Raw genomic sequence first — 17591 nt, 5'->3', positions numbered from 1 at the left:
AACAGGGTGATCTCGCACAGCGCCACTCCGCCTTCACTGGACGGAGATAAGGCCCTGTGAATCCACGCGATCCAGAGCCGCGATTCAGGGAATCAAATCATTGAGTCGCGGCCGTGGATCGCGCTTTCAGCACTGCATAATTCCTGCCGAGCGTCCTGGTGATGGTGCCAGCAGCCGGCAGGTGATGATGTTCAACTTTCGATGCAATCCATTGGGCGAGGTACTCGCCCTCATCAGCAAGGCGGGGCAGCAGTTCGCCGCGCTCCGCTCGATGGATCATCTTGCGGAGGATGATTGGCAGGAAGGAGACCTTGCCTGGGCTGATCAACTTTGCGTCCGGTGTTCCAATCACTCGTCGTGCATGTTCCTCCAAGAGTGCCAGCAGCGTGTCGTCGCTCAGGCGCACGACATCCTCCGGCGCCAAGTCGTAAAGACCGGCCTTTGTGAGCTTGAAGGGCCGGCCCGGGTAAGCACTGCTAGCCGCGGCCTCGGTGGACGGCTCACTATCAGGATGCGCGCCGGCCGAAATCTCCATACCGGCTCTGTCAGATCGCAGCGGTATTCGTGTCGTCGAGACACGAATTGCACCAAACCTGTCGCGACCGAGCGATATCGTGTTCCGCATGACGTCAAAGCTCATGTCTGCAGCCCAGTGGTTGCTGATTTCCTCAGGCAGCGTCCCACGCTCGGGCGCCAGTCGGACGCCATCAACGAAGAGCGCGTTGCTCTCAATCCGCCTGCGCAAATCCTGCAAAACGCAATCCCACGCAGTGCGGAGGGCGTTGTAGTCGCCGCTCGACGCGTGGTCGAAGCGATCTGGCTGCCTCAGCGCCTCGCGCTCGCTCAGCAAGATCAACCCCAGGTGGTTATGTTCAGCGTAGGTCAGCCGACACTCGGCAACCTGGACGTCAGAGACCAGCGGCTGGCTGCACCACTTCAGAACCGCATCGCGCAACGGAAGTGCGGGGGCCACCTCCACAGCCGAAGCTCCGCTCACTTGAGAAGGTCTCTTCATAAGCAATCCCTCATTCGCAGCGGGGGAGATGGACGATGAGCTCAGGCAACGCCCTGCTCCATCTCCCGCCACACCTGCGCGAGGTCTGCACCAACCTTGCATTGGGCTTGGTGCGACTCCGCAGCCGCACCATCGAGGATATCGAGCGGGAGCAGGGGGTTCACGGAGAAAGTTCGCTACACTTCCGCACCGACCAGAGCGGTCATGCGAGCCCAACCACGAAGGGACGCAAATGACCCGAAGAACCTCTCCTGCGGCTGCCCTGGAGCAGCCAGTGTTTCCGGCGATCCCCAAGGCCGATGTGCTGGGCCGGCTAGCCGCCCTGCACACCGCGCCCATCGCCGATCTGAAGCAGCAATGGCGCGAGCTCTATGGCAAGGAGCCGCCGCCGTTCAGCAGGAGCTATATCACAAGCCGCCTCGCGTACCGGATTCAAGAGCTGGCCTACGGCGGGCTAAAGCCCGAGACGGTGGAGCGGCTTGTGGCGCTGGGTGAGCAATTGGACGGCGGCAATGTCGTCCTGCGTCGCATCCGGGCCGATAGCCGGCCGCTGCCAGGGACGCGGCTGATCCGCGAATGGCAAGGTGTGCAGCACGTGGTCACGGTGCGGCAGCACGACTTTGAATTCGAAGGGCGACCCTATCAGTCGCTCTCATCCATCGCGCGCCACATCACCGGCACGCGCTGGAACGGCTGGACGTTCTTTGGGCTGAAGTGGAGGGCAGGGGCATGAGCCGCCGAACCCGCATCGAGCCGGCCATGCCGGCAACCGTTAAGAAGCTTCGCTGCGCGGTCTACAGCCGGGTCTCAACCGATGAGCGGCTGGACCAAGCCTACAACTCTCTGCACGCGCAGCGCGACGCCTGCGAGGCGTATGTGGCCAGCCAGCGGGCCGAGGGCTGGGTTCTGCTGCGCGACCGCTACGACGATGGCGGCTTCTCCGGTGGCACCCTGGAGCGGCCAGCACTGCAGCGCCTGCTGCGAGACATCAAGGCCGACCTGGTGGACGTGATCGTCTGCTACAAAATCGATCGGCTCAGCCGCTCGCTGATGGATTTCGCCAAGCTGGTGGAGGTTATGGATGCGCACGGCGTGACGTTCGTGTCCGTGACGCAGAGCTTCAACACGACCACCAGCATGGGTCGGCTGACGCTCAACATCCTGCTCAGCTTCGCGCAGTTCGAGCGCGAGGTAATCGGCGAGCGCATTCGCGACAAATTCGCGGCTTCCCGCGCCCGTGGCATGTGGATGGGGGGCAAGGTGCCGCTCGGCTACGACGTGGTAGCCAGGAAGCTGGTGGTGAACGAGGAGGAAGCCCCACGCGTGCGCCGCGTGTTCGAGATCTTTGCCGAGACCGGGTCGGGCATCGCGACGGTGGCCCGCCTGCGGGCCGAGGGCGCCACCAGCAAGTCCGGGCGACCGCTCGACAAGGGTGATGTCTACAAGCTGCTGAACAATCGGACCTACGTCGGGGAGGCCTCGCACAAGGGGCAGGTCTATCCCGGCGAGCACCACGGCATCGTGCCGCGGGAACTCTGGGATCGGGCACACGCCGTCCTGCAGATCAGCCCGCGAGTCCGCGCCAACCAGAACCGGGCGCAGACGCCTGCGCTGCTGAAGGGGCTGATCTTTGGGGTGGACGGGCGGGCACTGTCGCCGACCCACGCCAGGAAGAACGGCCGGCTCTACCGCTACTACGTGGCCCAGCGGGTCCTGAAGGGCGACGCCGCCGGCGACGCCAGCATTGTGCGGCGCGTGTCGGCAGCCGAGGTCGAGGCGGCCGTGATCGCCCAGGTCCGCGCGCTGCTGCGGCAGCCCGAGATCGTGGTCGGCACATGGCGGGCGGCGCGCGTGGAGGCGCCGGACCTTACCGAGGGCGAGACCCACGACGCGCTCCATCGGCTTGATCCACTGTGGGTGCACCTGTTCCCGGCGGAACAAGCGCGCATTGTGCGATCTCTGGTGGAGCGGGTGGTGGTGAGTCCGAATGGCGCCGATATCCGGTTGCGCGTGGAGGGGCTGCACGGGCTTGTCCGCGACCTAGGCGCCATGTCCCCGGGCGCTCTGAGGGCTGCCGCATGACGACCGCGACCAGCATCACGGTCCGGGTGCCGCTGGCCATCCGACGCCGGCCCGGCCGGAAGATGGTCGTGACGCCGATGCCGGATGGCGTGGCGCCGGTTACAACGCGTGCCGATCCCACGCTGGTGAAGGCGCTGGCACGAGCGTTCAGGTATCAGCGGATGCTGGACGAGGGGCGCTATGCGTCGATCACGGAAATGGCTGCGGCGGAGAAGGTCGAGCGGGGCTACCTAGGCAGCTTGCTTCGGCTGACCTTGCTGGCGCCAGACATTGTCGAGTTGGTGCTCGATGGAAAGGCTCCTCCAAGCATCGCATTGCCTAAACTGATAGAGCCGATCCCCGAGGCCTGGGCGTGTCAGCGGAACCGGCTGCTGCTGCGCGGAGGAAGCATCGATCGCCACGTGGGCACGGCCTGACGCTATCCGGGCAACATCGGTCTCCGATTTACTCACGATCTATGTAAAACGGAAGTAAATCCCGTCTTTTTGCGGAATGTAAAAGAAGTGGAGGCATATGTCCCAATCGAAGAAATCGATTGGATGATTGTCTTCAAATACCTTTCTCGAGCGCTTTAGCTGGCACGGTGAGTTTCAGGATCGCGCTGGCCAAAACATTCGCTTTTGCATCGAACGAGAGCCCACGGGCACTGGGGTGCATCACAATCTGTTCCGGTGTCACGCCTCCTCGTTTGCACGCCCTTGCTGCGGCTGTGCCTAGGGCTATCACCCGGCGCCCCTGAAGCTCATACCGGGTTATGGCCGCGAAGCTGGCATCCACATCGCCTGCCGGAATGGCAGCCGAACGCTTGGCGGGGAGAAGGTGGAAGGCTTGTGTCATGTAAACGTCTGCCCTCGTCAGTCCGCCGATCCTCAACGCCGCGTCGACCACCTTGTTGAAGTTCAAGGTGGGCAGGTAGCCGAGATTACGAAGGCACGCCGCCTTCTTGCGCGCTGTGGCAGCATCAAGCCAGTGGTACGCTATCAGAACCGGGCCACTTGGTGAGGCGGCCAAGATCTGGAGTGGGGAAACGTATTCGCCGTCCAGTCCGACGTCGGACAGCGTGGCGTATGGCTTTCGGCTAAAAGCCCGACGTCGGGCGATGAGAGCTGGATCGATCATGCCCGAGTATTGCCAAGCAAACGGCGGCAGTCACGCTGCACTGAGTATGATGGCAGTGTTGCCCTAGGAGGTAGCCTTTGCACAGATGGCCGGGCGCTGTCGCTGGCCAACGCCTGAGAGAATGGCCGACTTTACCTCTCGTATGGCCCGCAGCTTGCTGAAGGGCGAAGTCAGCATCGTCCGCCGGGTATCGGCGGCGGAGATCGAGACCGCGGTCGTGGACCAGGTGCGGGCGCTGCTGCGCCAGCCGGAGATCGTGGTCGGCACCTGGCGGGCGGGGCGCCGGGAGGCGCCGGACCTAACCGAGGGCGAGACCCACGACGCGCTGCATCGGCTCGACCCGCTGTGGGAGCAACTGTTCCCGGCGGAGCAGGCGCGCATTGTGCGGTTGCTGGTGGAGCGGGTGGTGGTTGGCCCGGGGGGCGCGGACATTCGGCTGCGGCTGGACGGGCTCGGCGGCCTCGTCCGCGATCTCACTGCCATTCGGCCCGATGCTCTGAGGGCGGCGGCATGACGGTGACGACCAGCATCACAGTCCGGGTGCCGCTGGCTATCCGGCGGAGGCCGGGGCGGAAAGTGGTAGTGATGCCGGCTGGTGAGCAGATCACGCCAGCCGCGCTTGCCAGCCGCGCGGACCCGGCTGTCGTGAAGGCGCTGGCTAGGGCGTTCCGGTACCAGCGCCTGCTGGACGAAGGGCGGTACGGATCGGTGACCGAATTCGCGTCGGCTGAGAAGATCGACCGCGGCTACCTCGGGCGCCTGCTCCGACTCACCTTACTATCCCCGGACCTCGTCGAGGAGATCTTGGACGACCGGCCTTTTCCTAATCATGGGTTGCTGAGGTTGCTCGCGTCCGTTGCCGAGAATTGGGCAGAGCAGCGCAAGCGCGTGGCGGCAGGATAGTTGGTCCTCGTCTGCGGTGTCTGTTTCGAGTTCAAAACGGTCATGAAACGCGCGATCGTGGGGCCTCGGAAGCGGACGTCGCTGCGACTTGGCAACTCCGCTTCAGGGGGTAGCGAAACAGAAGCGACTATTCTCAGTTCATGGCGCGGAGCTTCAGCCAAGCATCCTGGATCGGAGCCGACGTTGTGGGATGAGCGTCCGAGGCAAGCGAACCGATAACGTCGCGGACATGCGGTGCGATGCTTGGCCATGCGGTCGCCAACGCGATCATCAGACGTCCGAAGCGGTCGAAGCCATCGGCCGTGCTGTCGGACCGTGAGCAGGCCGCTGCTGCCTCAACCATATTCAGCACAACATCCTCCTTGTCTCCCGGGAGCAATCGTCCGCCGCGCCGCTCCGCCAACCATTCCGCATAGCAGGCGAGCTTCTCTTCGAAGGCCGATCGCGCGGCATCGTTGCCGGAAGCCTGGGCGAGTTCCGCCGCACACCTCAAGGCGACCATCCCGATCTCCGAGTCGTTCTCACCCAGTTTCCGAAGGTCCAAGGCGGAGACAGCCTTCGCAGCGATGCCCCGGCGCTCCTCGTCCAGGTGCGGCCTTGCCACGATGCTGAGAACCAGCCAGAGCCGTGCTTGGCCTGCCTGGACAACGTTCAGCTCTCCGAGCGCCGAGCCAACAGTGATACGGGCGGCCTCGGTCGTCACGCCGACCTCTTCAGGGAAGAGCCAGGATGGCCGTTCTCGGAACCACGTGCCGAGGACGTCACGCGCGCCTTCTCTGTCCGCATATATCCAGGGGGCGGGCATCCGACGATCCCCGGTTCCGGCCGAGAGGATGTCTAGGAGCCCGTCAAGAAGATGCACATCCGGCAATGCGTCCTCTCGGGGCTGCTCGGTTCCGAGCGCGTAACCCAATCCGTGGAACAGCAACCCCTCTGAGGTCATGGACGCGGGTGCCGCGGCCGCATTGTCGTAACCCTGGCGGAAGAGAACTGCGCGTGCCGCCTCGCGCCGGACGCGACGGCCTGAGAGACGTCGCGCCGCTTCCACCGGCTCCGATCCGGCCGCCAGGATCGAGCGTGTCACGTGATCCGCATGCATCCAGGAAGCCACGATCGCCTCTTCGGCACTCAAGCCACGTGACGTAGGGCCGTCTGGTTGCAGCTCCTCACCGAACTGCTTGAGTAGGACAAGAAACAGTCGGGCGTGCGCGTCCCACAACGCGGGCAGCGCGCGCAACGCCTCGGCGAAGGCGTCGCGATCGCCGATACCGGCGCCCCGCAGATCTCGATGGATCCTGAGGCAGTGCAGGCGTTGCACCGGCGTGGACGCCGCGCCGCCGAGATCCACCAGGAGGTCCGCGCGATCATGCATCGGCAAAGCCCGAATGGAGGCGAGCAACTCGTCGGAAAGGGGGATCGGAAGGGAGGCGAGCCGTCGAACGGCCTCAGCTGTGCCAAAATCTCTAACCAGCCTGCGGGCGGCATCGGCGAACCTGTCGCCTTCAGGCGTGCCGGAGTTAGGCAGCAGCCCAACGTAGCGGAGGAGCGATCCCGGATCAGGAGGGCCGAAATCGCTCCAAGGAATAGTCGCACGCGACCGAAGCCGCTCCTGCAGGTCTCTCCGCCGAGCGTGGATGCTCGCCTGTCTCAGACGGGTGGCCGCATCCATCCTATCCGCTAACCTCTCAGCCGCGGCGAGTTTCTCCACCGCAGCCGCGGCGTCGGCGGGTGCCATCCCCAGACCGTCCAGGATAGTCCGCGCCGTCCTGAGCCTGACGGCTCGGTCCCGCGAGAGGAGCCCAAGCGCGGGGTCATCGAGAACCCCCTCCAGAGCCCCCGACAACGCCAAACCGGTGGCTCGTCCCTGCCGGGTCTTCAGGCGTAGCGTGCCCCGGCCGTCGCTCGTTTTGACCGAGGCCCTTCCTCCAGCGAGCGCCGCCTCGACGGCCTTCCAAAGGGAGGATGGGATAAACCGAAGCCCCCCGACCATGATGACCTCGCTCCGGCTAATCCCTGCGGCGCGGCATAGTACGGGAAGTGCGAGTAAGTGGTCATGGAACGGCTCCGGCACGTTCATCACAACTTCCCCAAGCAGCGCCTGTACGGTCTTACGACCTTCCCGCCCTAGCTTGCGACCGCCTTCGCTCTCGTCGCCAAGGCCAGTAAGCATTCCGGCCAGTATGTCAGCGACGTCTTTTGCAAACACGTCGTCGGCCGTGATCCACGGTGGGACTGCGGCACCGCCTACCCACGCCATATAAGCTTGCAACCTGCCCCTCTGGTCCGCTCCCTTCACCTGCAGGAGGATATGCACCCCATTCGCGAGTAGTGCCGCATAGCCGAGGGTGAGAAGCGATCGCCAGGAGCCCGGCGCAGTGCCGGGCAGGCCGAGATCGGGCAATTGGTCCACCCGGAGCGAGGACCACACCCACGACGATCGGATCTCACGCTCCTCGATGGTGCCCTCGTCGGCAGTCCAGATCGCCAGCAACGTGTCCTCGACCAGCCTCCGGAGGGCAAGGAGGAATGGCATCTCCCCGGGACCAGTTCCGGCCAGCACGGGTCGGATATCCAGGTCCGTCGCCGCCGCCAGCGCCTTCGCGACATATCGACGCAGGGTGGCGAGGGCAGCAGTCTCGACGACCGCGTCGTCCCGGACCGGGGCGGCGCGAAGGTGATGCATGACCTCATCGGCCGTGATCGGGACGAACAGTACATTCGCTTCCCGTAGAAGGAGTTGGGCCGTCCAGCGCTGGCCCGGTGTTATCCATTCGGCTTGCGCAAGCGCCTCCAGCATCGCCGTGGTGTCGAACACGCGGTTCGCGCCACACAGACCATGGGCTGTGATGTACCGATCATCGATCCAGGTGATGCCGCCCTCGGTCCCCGGCGCGCGGAGGAGTTCGACAAGGCAGCGGGTCGTGGGGCCGGCGTTGTCGGCATCTTCCCGCTCGGCCGATGGAAGAGTGCTGAACGTACCGGCCACGAGGTTCCGCGCAATTCGCGCCCGCAGAATGGCCAACCTGTTGGCGTGGACCTCTCGTTCCTCCGCACGGCCGATTTCCGCACGTATCGCCTGAAGGGCGTCGTCGCCGAGAAGAAGACGGAATATCCGTGCCGCGCTCGCCAGGATTCCTGCCGCCGAGAGCTCGACGGCTACGAAATCCGCCAAGACGACCTGGTCGTGCCGGGCGGGCGTGCCGATCGCGGGCCTGTCCCCTGCGCGGCCGAGGCGATCAAGTGCCGCACGGTGAACATCCGGGTCGATCGCTCCTTCTGCCAACAGTGCGTCTGCCATGCCCCGAAGGTTCAGCGTCCCCATCCCGGCGTGGGGAATAGAGCGCGGTGGATCATCATGATCGCGATCAAAGTCTAGGAACCATTGCCCCAGTCCTCCGTCGCCCCGCAGCCCTCCGAGCTCCTGGCCCGTCGGAGTAGTTTCCCTGCTTAAGATCCCCACCGTCGTCGTCCCAGCGAGATGCGCCACCTCGCGCATCGCCGCGAGGTTTGCGGGTTGGTGTGGTCGCAATTTCTCCTCCATTTGAAGGAGGGCGTGGGGCAACGAGGGCGGAAGGAGGACTCGACCCGCCATCCGCTCCAGCAGGTCTATCAGGCCGAGCTGATCGGCGATCAGTAGGGCAGTGACGTCCACATGTACTGGCCCATCCCCAAGTTCGGGAGACTCAACGTTCCTCGCCGATCGGCTCCCGTGAAGCGTAAGCATTGGGTAGCCGCCCCGCCCTTCTTGTCCCTCGTCCTCGAGCAGGTAGAGCCGCGCTAGGTTGCTTCCGCCTCGGTCGGCGGCGAGGTGGACGGGAACGTCGCCCGACCTGTGCATGCGGGAGAGGCGTTCGGCTACCTCGTGCTGATGCCGCAGGAAGTCTTCAAGGCTCTCCATATCGACGGTCCACACGCCCGATCCTGGCTGGTCGCCCAGCGGCATCACCCCGGCCAGCAGGGGCGCGGCCTGGCGCTCGAGCCCGAGGCGGAATGCGAGCGAGATCGCCCCCGGCGCGAGTTCGGGCTCGATGGGGCCCGTGAGGGCATGCTGGAGCAGGGAAGTCGCTACAGCTTGGTCTGCGGGTGCGATCGCCTGGGCCAGTTGGATGGCATGCAATGGTGCGAGCCTGCCGGAACGCCTGGCCGCCTCGGCAAAGGGCACGGCGGCTCGGACATCTCCCGCCCGCACGTGCGCCGCCACCGCCATGAGTTGGTCCTCCACCGTCGAGGACTCGGCGCTCGCCAGCAGCACCGCGTTGCGAATCGCTCCCGCCTGATTGCCCACCCCCGCGAGGGCATCTACCTCAAGGCGAGCAAGGTCGGACGGGAGCCGCCCTCCCGGGAAGACTTCCCGGTGAAGGCGGAGGATGTCGAGCGCGGTCCTGGGCTCGCCCCCGTGCACAGCTGCATAGACGATGACCCGGACCGGCTCCGACGTCCCCAGCGCCAGCAGGGCATCCCTATGGCGGAGGATCGCAGTCCAACGCGCCGAGGCGGCGAGCGCTTGCGCCAGGGGCAGCATAAGCGGGTCCGGACGCCCCGTTTGCGCCGCGAGCCGCCCCAACAGCGCCTCGGCTGCAGACCAGTCGCCCGAGCTGCTCGCCGCCTCCACCGTCCTCTCGAGATAGATCGCGTCAGGCTCGTCGGCCCCCTCATCCGCTCCGGGTTGCGTGCGACGCAACTTCCACAGCCAGCCATCCCGAATGGCGAGCGCCTCGGGCGTGGGGAAGGCGGTCGAGGCCTCCAGGATGGCGATCGCCTCCCCGACCCTGCCGTCGGACGCCTCTAGCAACGCGAGGAGAATGACCCCATCGGCGTCGGCATCCCCGCGCACGATCCGATCCTGGATCGCATCCCGAAGGGCGCCCCGGTCCAGGGGCAGGCCCCGCGCCAGTCCCCAATGAGCCGCGGCCACCCACGCCGGATCTGCGGAGAGCATCCTTTTGAGATGTGCGGCAGCGTCGGCGGACCGGTCCCGCAAGTTGCATAGGCAGGCGAGGGCGAACACCTCGGTTTCCCGGCGCTCCGAGGCGTCTAGCTCCTTGCGGCCCATCGCATCGAGGATCTCGAGGGCGCGAAGGATGTGGCCCCGTGAAGTCGCGTCCTCGCGCACGAGATCGAGGGGAACGGGGTTGGGCTGGATTGTGTGCTCCGGACCGAAGGCAGGGGAGAGCGCCACGGCGTAGTGGGCGATGGCGGCAACCCGCATCGTCGCGGGCGACCCCGGCGCTGCCGCGTGGGCGGCGTCCGCGAAGCGCAGCGCTGTCTCTCGGCTACCCTCCATGAGCGATACGAGCGCCCGTAACCGCAGCGTTTCCGCGTGGTCCGCCTCGACCGCCTGATGGTCGGCCAGGACCGCCCCCGCTGCCGCTACTTTCCCCTGGTCGAGTAGGAGCGCGGCGCGGAGGTGCGCGCCGTCCTGGGACGTGGGATCGCCGAGCACCTCAAGGGCGGCGGACGCACCGGCGCGGCGATAGGTAAGCACCGCCCGGAGACGGGGCTCCGTCTGTGGCTCGAGGGCGTCCGCCTCATCGGCAAGCGTCGAGGCGGCCGCGTCATGACCAGCGTGGAGAAAAATGGACGCCTGGAGCCGAAGCACGCGAGCCTTCGTCCCCGCCTCTAGCGCATCCCACTCCGTCCCACCGCGGATTTCCTGGAGTGCAGCGGCCGTCGCCGAAACCTCCCCGGTCCGGAAGCGAGCCAGCAGATGATCGAGCCGGTGCCCCACCGACTGCGAGATCAACCTCCGCAGGTCGTCGAGGGCCGCCGCCGACGGGCCGTTCGGGACCGCGCTAGCCGCCGAGAGCATGTTAAACGGTGCGGAGACGACGCCGCAGACCCGCTCCAGGTGCTCCATGCCGAGGTGCTGGGCGACGATACCGGAATGTGGTCTGAGCTTCTCTTGAATCTGATGAGGGGCCCACACCTCGTACTCCACCCCGATTTGCAGGAACCGCTCTCGTTCCTGCTGGACTTCCGCGTCACGTTGTGCCGAGTGGACGTTCGCCGCCACGACGAGAGTGAAGCGGCGAACCTTCTGGTCCTTCCAGTGCCCGTCCCAGTGCTTCAGGAAGTCGTCCGACCACTCCTTCAGCTCGCCCTTGTCCACGGCCGCGTAACACTTGCACGAGGCGACCTCGATAGTGCCGTCCTGGCGACGTGCGAGGACATCGATGCCGTATTGAAGCTGGCGAGCTGTGCGATAAAGGGTAGCGCTGACGACCCCCGGCTCCTTGTCCAAGAGAGAGACCGTCATTGCCTCGAACCCGTCGGAGGGCATCTCGTGAAAGGGCACGGGAAGGTGCCGGTTTACGCGAATCGAGGGCATCTAGACGAACCATACCGCCCCGGGGACGCATGCGGAACATGCGGATAGGTGGTTAGTGCTCGCGCGCAGACCTGTGTCGAAGCGGAAGCCTTAATCTGCAGCTGACCGATGACTAGATCAGCTTTTTGTGCCCTTAGTTGGGGCGACCATTCGACGAGCGCCCACATCGAGGGAGATCGGCGCTAATGTCGGCTCGGCATTCCGCGAGAGCACGACCATGATCCGAACGTCCCCGGCGACTTGACGCCATGGCCTTCGACGTTGCGGTTCAGCTTCGACCCTGGCCGGCCCGTTTACCGCTTGCGCCGATGTCCCCAGTATTGAGCGGTTGCCGTCAGCCTTACGGCAGCTTCTACGATGGCAGAATAACGTAGAAGGCTTTCGACTCTTGGCCAACTTTGGACAATGTCGGGAAGGCGGCCTGACTTATCCGCATTCGGAGCAGGTCATTAGCCCGCGTTTCTGCCGCTTTGTTTCGATCGAGTAGCCGCAGCGCAGGCAGTTGGCACCGTCGTCGCCTGCGTCGAACGGGTCAGCAATGCGCCTCGTCGGCGTATAGGGCGTCTCTTGGTGAGGCCTCCCGCGTCCCTGGAGCGTTGCAACGACTGGCTCCCCTACGCTCGGCAATGGCGCCCCTCCGGTCTCCACCGATGGCAACTCCTCCTTGGCAACGATGTGTCGGACCGGCTTTGCCGATTCAGCAGCCATCGGCTGGACCGGCACAGCACCCGCGGCGGTCTGCTTTGCGAGGAAGCTGCCGTCCCAGGGCGCAGCGCGAACACGCGTGTCGACGTGGCGTGGCCGGTCCTTCATCGTTGCGTTGGACCGAACGTGCACAACCTCCACGACCCTGCTGCCCGAAGTCCCGGCGCGACCTGGTATCGTCAGTTGTTCGCGCCGGCCTGAAGCCTCCGGCTTGTTGCCTTTGAAGCGGGCGAAGACGCGATCTTCTTCGTTCATGTAGGTTGTGTTCCGAGGGAAGGCGGCGCGCTGACGACGGTCGTCACACTTAGTCTGCGAGTACGGATTCGCCTCAATTGAAGTTCGCTACGGCGGCCCGATTTCTGCGCCTCACGGCGAGGTCCCCAACGCGAAGCATCGGCGCAATACCTTGGGTGGAGTGCGCTGTTTTGCGGTCCCAGAATTCGACCGGTTGCCGGTCGCAATGCGCAACCGTCCCGCGTATCTCGACAAAGAATTATCTATATTTCAGTAACTTAAGGCTTGTAGACTAAATCGCCCAAGTCCCGAGTTTCGGAGATTTTCGGGCCTCCGGAGAGAGATTTCCGAAGTTGTTGCGTTCTCCAACCGTCAAGCCAACGCGGCAAAACCCCAGGAGACCTGCGGTTCACGGCGCTACCAGGGAAGGGAAAATGTGAGGTTGGAAAACCGACTGGAGCAGCGGTGGGAACCGGAATCCAACCTTCGCTGGCGTTCGTGAGACGCGTCTCGCCCACTGAGTCACCGCGTCCCGTGTGTTGGATCCTCGCAGTGCCCGTGCCCGAAGTCGGCCAACGTCTCGATGATGCGACACTCGCCTACGACTCCGCCTTCGCAGCTCGTCGCCATGCGCTGAAGCTCCGCGCGCAGCGCCGAGAGCCGCCGTAGCCGCGCGTCGATCTCGCCAATCTGCGCGGTCGCAAGCGCATGCGCCTGACCGCAGTCGGCGTCTGGCCTGTCCGCGAGGTCGAGCAGTGCGCGGATGGCCTCGCTCTCGAACCCCAGTTCTCGGGCGTGGCGAATGAACCCAAGGCGGCGCAGATGCGCAGCGCCGTAGGCTCGGTGTCCACCCTCGGTTCGGCTTGGCGGCGGGAGCCACCCCTCCTGCTCATACCACCGGATCGTGGTTGGCTTGACGCCGGTGGCGCGCGCGAGGTCTCCGATCGAGAATGTCGCGCTCACTTCCGGTCGGCCTCATGCTTGGCAAGAAAGCGTGCGAAGGCGGCCAGGGCCTTCTCGCTGGCATGGTGCTCAAGCCCCTCGGCATCGGCTTCCGCCGTCTCCGGGTCGAGTCCCACCGCCAGCAGGAAGCGGACGACCAATTCGTGTCGCGCCCGGGCCGCGGATGCCACCGCCTGGCCGGCGGGCGTCAGGAAAAGCCCGCGGTAGGGTTTGGTCTCCACCAGGCCGTCGCGCTGTAGCCGCGCTACCGTCGCGGCGACCGTCGCCTGGGCAACACCCATGCGTCGGGCAATATCCACGGCACGCGCCTCGCCTTCCTCCTGAAGGAGGTCGGCGATCAGCTCAACGTAGTCTTCGGCAATGGCCGAGCGGTCGGCTTCGCGCTGCTGCGTGAAGCGCGCTGCGTGATCTTCCGGGGGCGGGAGGGAACGTGGCGAGGCGCGAGGCATGCCTGACATTAGCGCCTCCGCTTGACATCAGCCATAGCCCGATCACTATGATTTAGCAGACACTAAGTTTTGGAGGACGAGCGTGAACCCGCCATCCGAGGTTGCCGCGCCACCCGCACCGGCCGGCCTGCCGAGCCTGCCGGAGGTCCACCGCTCGGTTACGGTGCCCAACGCAGGCGGTTTCCTCCGCAAGCTCTTTGCCTTCATGGGTCCGGGCTATCTGGTTGCCGTCGGCTACATGGACCCGGGCAACTGGGCGACCTCGCTCGCCGGCGGCTCGGCCTTTGGCTACACGCTGCTGGCGGTCGCACTGACCTCCTCGCTGATGGCGATCCTGCTGCAGGCGCTGTGCGTTCGCATCGGCGTCTCGACCGGCCGTGATCTGGCGCAGCTCTGCCGTGAGCGGTTCCCGAAGGTGGTCGCCTATCCGCTGTGGCTCTTCGCCGAGATCGCGATCTGCGCCACCGACCTGGCCGAACTCATAGGAACTGCCATCGCGCTCGAACTGCTGTTCGGGATCCCGCTGCTCTACGGCGTGTTCCTGACCGCTTTCGACGCCTTCCTGATCCTGTGGCTTCAGAACAAGGGCGTGCGCTGGCTGGAGGCGCTGATCTTCGGCTTCATCGTGCTGATCGTCGGCTGCTTCGGCATCCAGATCGTGCTCTCCGACCCGGACTGGGCGGCGGTGCTGAACGGCTACATTCCCGCCGTCTCGATCGTGACGAACCAGACGCAGCTCTACATCGCCATGGGCATCCTCGGCGCCACGGTGATGCCGCACAATCTGTACCTGCATACCGCCGTCGTGCAGTCGCGGTCATGGAACCTCGACGAGGCCGGCAAGCGGGAGGCGATCAAGTTCGCCACCATCGACAGCACGCTGGCGCTGACCCTGGCGCTATTGATCAACTCGGCGATCCTGATCACCGCGGCCGCCACGTTCCACGCCAGCGGCAATACCGAGGTGGCGGAGATTGGTGAGGCCTATCAGCTGCTGACGCCGCTGTTGGGCGCCGGCATCGCGGCCACCGCCTTCGGCGTGGCGCTGCTGCTGTGCGGGCTGAACGCCACCGTCACAGCCACCCTGGCAGGGCAGGTGGTGATGGAGGGCTTCCTGCGGTTCCGCCTGCCGCCTGTGCTGCGGAGGTTGGTAACCCGGCTGATCGCCATCATCCCCGCGGTGATCGTCACCTGGATGTATGGGGCGTCCGGCACCGCGCAGCTGCTGATCCTCAGCCAGGTGATCCTGTCGATCCAGCTGCCCTTCGCGGTGATCCCGCTGATGCTGTTCGCGCAGGACCGAAACCGCATGGGTGTCTTCACGGCACCGGCTTGGCAGCTCGCGCTTGGCTGGGCGACGGCGGCGGTGATCGTCGGGCTGAACATGAAGCTGTTGTTCGACGCTGCTTTCGGAGACTGACGTCAACGCGTTGCAACGGAGATGACCCATGGTGCGGCGAAGAAGCGTTCTTGCGGTAATGCTCGCCTTCCCGCTGATGGAGCCGGCGCGACGGGCATCCGCAGCGGGAGATCTCTCGCGTCAGGACCCCATCACCGTCGTCGTGGAACTCGGACGCCCCGACGGCCGCCATGCATTCGAGCCCAACCGGCTGCGCTTCGAGACCGGGAAGCTGTACCGGCTCGTACTGCGGAACGTGAGCAGCGATCCTCACTACTTCACCTCAGACGAGTTCGCGGCGCGGATCTTTACGCGGAAGGTCCAGGTCACCCAGCGGCAACCCGATGGGCGGGAGGTGACGCTCGCCGAGTTCAAGGGCTCGATCCGCGAGATCGAGGTCTATCCCGGCCATGCTGCCGAATGGTGGTTCGTCCCGGTCGCGACAGGGCGCATCACGGACCTCCGCTGCGGCATCGTCGCTGCCGATCGTCGCACCCATGCCGAGCACGGCATGGTCGGCGAAATCCTCATCGAGTAGCGGCTCGCAGCCACCTTCAGGTTGCGAACCCGCGACATGGGATCATCTCTGATAAGCCGATTGACCTTCCCCTTGAGGCAAGGTGCAGGTTCAGCAGAACGGAGAACACCCATGACATCACGGCGCTCGCTGCTCACCACCGCCCTGCTCACGGCGCTGCCGATCCCCGTCCTTGCCCAGCGCGTCATGCGCATCAGCGTCTGGCGCGACCCGAATTGCGGATGCTGCACGGGCTGGGTCGCGCATCTGCGCGCCGAGGGCTTCACCGTGTCGGACCAGGTGGTGCCCTCAGTCGCCCCGGTACGGCGCCGTCTCGGGACGCCCGCCGATCTGCTGTCGTGCCACGCGGGCGAGATCGAGGGCTTCGTGCTCGAAGGCCATGTGCCCGCCGCCGCCATCCGCCGCCTGCTGGTCGAGCGCCCCGAAGGCGTTCGTGGTCTGGCTGTACCGGAGATGCCGGTCGGCTCCCCTGGCATGGAAGTGCCCGGCGCGCCTGTGGACAGCTACGACGTGATCGCGTTCGGCAGCGGCCCGCACAGGCCCTTCATGCGCTTCAACGGGCCGAACCCGGCCTGAGGCAGGCGAGGAGACAAACCGCGCTCCCCGCCGAACGCGCATCCGGCGGGCATTGGCCCGTCCTTGGTGACGGATGGTAAGCAGTACCGCTCGCCCCCTGCAGGTTCAGGGGGTCTGGCAGCAGTCCTCAGGCGAGCGCGGTCGGCGCGAACAGGATGCCGTGCGGGGAGCGTCCGACGCGTATCGTCCTGACGGCGCCGCTGCGCGGGTCAAGCGTTGCGATGCGCCCGGACCACCGCAGCGTTGCCCAGATCAAGCCATCCGCGTCAAAGGTCAGGCAGTCCGGCCCGCCGCCGATTTCGTGAACGCGCTTGACCTCAAGCGTCTCCGGGTCGAGCGCGGTAATGCGGCTGTCGACACGCGATGTCACGTACACCAACCCATTCTGCGGCGCTTCGAACACAGCGTGGGCGCCGCGGCCGACGGTGATGCGCCGGTCTGCCTGACGGGTCACCGGATCGATGACCGCGACGAAGTCCCCGCCCATCACGCCGACCAGGATGCGTCCGCGATGCCAGAGGATGCCGGCGGGTTCCCGGCCCACATCGGCACGCCACGCTTCGGTCCTGGTGTCGAGATCGATCGCGATCGCGGCGTCATCGCCCTGGAGCGTGACGAAGGCGTACCGGGAATCCGGGGAGAAGGTGACATGGCTTGGCTTCCGGCCGGCCTGAAGCCGGCCTTCGAAGCGCAGCTCGGCACCGTCCCAGCCGTAGATGTCCACCTGGTTGCGCCGCAGGCTGGTGACGACCAGCCGACGCCCATCCGGCGTAAAGCCGAGGTTGTAGGGGTTGCTGATCGGCTCCCGCCGCCGCACCTCGCCGGTGCGCGGGTCGAGGAGGAACATCTCGTTGGCACCCGAATCGCCGACCAGGATGAGGTCGCGCGCAGGCGTCAGGACCAGGTGGTGCGGTTCCCGCAGGACCGGGACGCGACGCTGGTCTCCGCTGCTCGCCGGGTCCAGCACCTGCACATTCGCATCCAGTGAGTTCAGCACGAACAGAGAGCCGGAGGGCCTCGGCGCGATGGCCCGCGCCAGCGGCTGGCTCTTCGCCGTGCTCGTCCCGGCAATCAGCGGCGCTGCCAAGGCGGCACCCACCAGAAGTCGGCGGCCGAGACGGGTTTCCTGGGGATCGAACTGTCGCACGGCCGATGTCCTGGCGCTGGGGGGAGGCAGTGTTTCCGAACATCACCGCCGGGGCGCAAGCAGAAAAGCGCGCGGCCAGGATCCCGCGGGGCACACGCTGTCCGGTTCCCGGGGAAATCGCATCAGGAAGCAA

Annotated in this window: 15 protein-coding genes; 8 read left to right on the top strand and 7 right to left on the bottom strand. The window is 65.7% G+C overall.

The window, feature by feature from the left end:
• Positions 1-97 precede the first annotated feature (97 nt).
• Positions 98-979: a hypothetical protein gene (locus R9Z33_RS16715; protein ID WP_318647703.1), complete on the bottom strand. Its 882-nt coding sequence runs from the start codon at positions 977-979 to the stop codon at positions 98-100.
• 268 nt (positions 980-1247) lie between these two features.
• On the opposite strand from R9Z33_RS16715, the gene R9Z33_RS16710 reads away from it, so the two are divergent.
• The 3 genes from R9Z33_RS16710 to R9Z33_RS16700 are packed head-to-tail and all read left to right on the top strand — an operon-like array spanning position 1248 to position 3513.
• On the top strand, positions 1248-1748 hold the full coding sequence (locus tag R9Z33_RS16710; RefSeq protein WP_318647702.1) for a DUF2924 domain-containing protein: 501 nt from the start codon (positions 1248-1250) through the stop codon (positions 1746-1748).
• A complete protein-coding gene (locus R9Z33_RS16705) occupies positions 1745-3097 on the top strand; it encodes a recombinase family protein (protein ID WP_318647701.1) in 1353 nt (450 codons plus the stop codon). Before R9Z33_RS16710 ends, R9Z33_RS16705 begins: the two co-directional genes overlap by 4 nt.
• On the top strand, positions 3094-3513 hold the full coding sequence (locus R9Z33_RS16700) for a hypothetical protein (protein ID WP_318647700.1): 420 nt from the start codon (positions 3094-3096) through the stop codon (positions 3511-3513). Before R9Z33_RS16705 ends, R9Z33_RS16700 begins: the two co-directional genes overlap by 4 nt.
• A 133-nt stretch (positions 3514-3646) precedes the next feature.
• Here R9Z33_RS16700 and R9Z33_RS16695 read toward each other — a convergent pair whose 3' ends face one another.
• On the bottom strand, positions 3647-4216 hold the full coding sequence (locus R9Z33_RS16695) for a hypothetical protein (protein ID WP_318647699.1): 570 nt from the start codon (positions 4214-4216) through the stop codon (positions 3647-3649).
• 121 nt (positions 4217-4337) lie between these two features.
• Here R9Z33_RS16695 and R9Z33_RS16690 point away from each other — a divergent pair, with 121 nt between their 5' ends.
• The gene (locus R9Z33_RS16690; protein ID WP_318647698.1) at positions 4338-4730 is read left to right on the top strand and encodes a hypothetical protein; all 393 of its coding nucleotides are present in this window, start codon (positions 4338-4340) and stop codon (positions 4728-4730) included.
• Positions 4727-5119 carry a hypothetical protein gene (locus R9Z33_RS16685; RefSeq protein WP_318647697.1) on the top strand — a complete coding sequence of 131 codons (393 nt, stop codon included), beginning with the start codon at positions 4727-4729 and terminating at the stop codon, positions 5117-5119. Before R9Z33_RS16690 ends, R9Z33_RS16685 begins: the two co-directional genes overlap by 4 nt.
• Before the next feature lie 133 nt (positions 5120-5252).
• On the opposite strand, the gene R9Z33_RS16680 is transcribed toward R9Z33_RS16685, so the two are convergent.
• The 4 genes from R9Z33_RS16680 to mntR all read right to left on the bottom strand — a co-directional run bounded on the left by R9Z33_RS16680 (position 5253) and on the right by mntR (position 13798).
• Complete coding sequence (locus R9Z33_RS16680) at positions 5253-11414, bottom strand: hypothetical protein (RefSeq protein ID WP_318647696.1); 6162 nt, start codon at positions 11412-11414, stop codon at positions 5253-5255.
• Between the two features lie 459 nt (positions 11415-11873).
• Positions 11874-12407: a hypothetical protein gene (locus R9Z33_RS16675; RefSeq protein WP_318647695.1), complete on the bottom strand. Its 534-nt coding sequence runs from the start codon at positions 12405-12407 to the stop codon at positions 11874-11876.
• A gap of 501 nt (positions 12408-12908) precedes the next feature.
• Positions 12909-13349, bottom strand: coding sequence for a MerR family transcriptional regulator (locus tag R9Z33_RS16670; RefSeq protein WP_318647694.1), 441 nt, complete (start codon positions 13347-13349; stop codon positions 12909-12911).
• Positions 13346-13798, bottom strand: coding sequence for a manganese-binding transcriptional regulator MntR (gene mntR, locus R9Z33_RS16665; RefSeq protein ID WP_318647693.1), 453 nt, complete (start codon positions 13796-13798; stop codon positions 13346-13348). Before mntR ends, R9Z33_RS16670 begins: the two co-directional genes overlap by 4 nt.
• A gap of 82 nt (positions 13799-13880) precedes the next feature.
• Here mntR and R9Z33_RS16660 point away from each other — a divergent pair, with 82 nt between their 5' ends.
• The 3 genes from R9Z33_RS16660 (at position 13881) to R9Z33_RS16650 (ending at position 16311) form a co-directional block, all read left to right on the top strand.
• Entirely contained in the window at positions 13881-15218 is a 1338-nt protein-coding gene (locus R9Z33_RS16660) for an Nramp family divalent metal transporter (RefSeq protein WP_318647692.1), read from the top strand.
• A 58-nt stretch (positions 15219-15276) separates the two neighbouring features.
• The gene (locus tag R9Z33_RS16655) at positions 15277-15735 is read left to right on the top strand and encodes a cupredoxin domain-containing protein (protein WP_318647691.1); all 459 of its coding nucleotides are present in this window, start codon (positions 15277-15279) and stop codon (positions 15733-15735) included.
• Between the two features lie 111 nt (positions 15736-15846).
• Positions 15847-16311, top strand: coding sequence for a DUF411 domain-containing protein (locus R9Z33_RS16650; RefSeq protein ID WP_318647690.1), 465 nt, complete (start codon positions 15847-15849; stop codon positions 16309-16311).
• A 127-nt stretch (positions 16312-16438) separates the two neighbouring features.
• Here R9Z33_RS16650 and R9Z33_RS16645 read toward each other — a convergent pair whose 3' ends face one another.
• Positions 16439-17458 carry a YncE family protein gene (locus tag R9Z33_RS16645; protein ID WP_318647689.1) on the bottom strand — a complete coding sequence of 340 codons (1020 nt, stop codon included), beginning with the start codon at positions 17456-17458 and terminating at the stop codon, positions 16439-16441.
• Positions 17459-17591 lie beyond the last annotated feature (133 nt).

This window comes from Sediminicoccus rosea (genome assembly GCF_033547095.1).
GTDB classification, from domain to species: domain Bacteria; phylum Pseudomonadota; class Alphaproteobacteria; order Acetobacterales; family Acetobacteraceae; genus Roseococcus; species Roseococcus rosea.
The sequence above is the reverse complement of the archived record's forward strand: the minus strand, read 5'-3'. Positions and strand labels throughout refer to the sequence as shown.

Coding starts and splice junctions, on each gene's coding strand:
- R9Z33_RS16650 (WP_318647690.1), top strand. CDS start 15,847: ATGACATCACGGCGCTCGCTGCTCACCACCGCCCTGCTCACGGCGCTG.
- R9Z33_RS16705 (WP_318647701.1), top strand. CDS start 1,745: ATGAGCCGCCGAACCCGCATCGAGCCGGCCATGCCGGCAACCGTTAAG.
- R9Z33_RS16700 (WP_318647700.1), top strand. CDS start 3,094: ATGACGACCGCGACCAGCATCACGGTCCGGGTGCCGCTGGCCATCCGA.
- mntR (WP_318647693.1), bottom strand. CDS start 13,798: ATGCCTCGCGCCTCGCCACGTTCCCTCCCGCCCCCGGAAGATCACGCA.
- R9Z33_RS16655 (WP_318647691.1), top strand. CDS start 15,277: ATGCTCGCCTTCCCGCTGATGGAGCCGGCGCGACGGGCATCCGCAGCG.
- R9Z33_RS16710 (WP_318647702.1), top strand. CDS start 1,248: ATGACCCGAAGAACCTCTCCTGCGGCTGCCCTGGAGCAGCCAGTGTTT.
- R9Z33_RS16690 (WP_318647698.1), top strand. CDS start 4,338: ATGGCCGACTTTACCTCTCGTATGGCCCGCAGCTTGCTGAAGGGCGAA.
- R9Z33_RS16695 (WP_318647699.1), bottom strand. CDS start 4,216: ATGATCGATCCAGCTCTCATCGCCCGACGTCGGGCTTTTAGCCGAAAG.
- R9Z33_RS16685 (WP_318647697.1), top strand. CDS start 4,727: ATGACGGTGACGACCAGCATCACAGTCCGGGTGCCGCTGGCTATCCGG.
- R9Z33_RS16675 (WP_318647695.1), bottom strand. CDS start 12,407: ATGAACGAAGAAGATCGCGTCTTCGCCCGCTTCAAAGGCAACAAGCCG.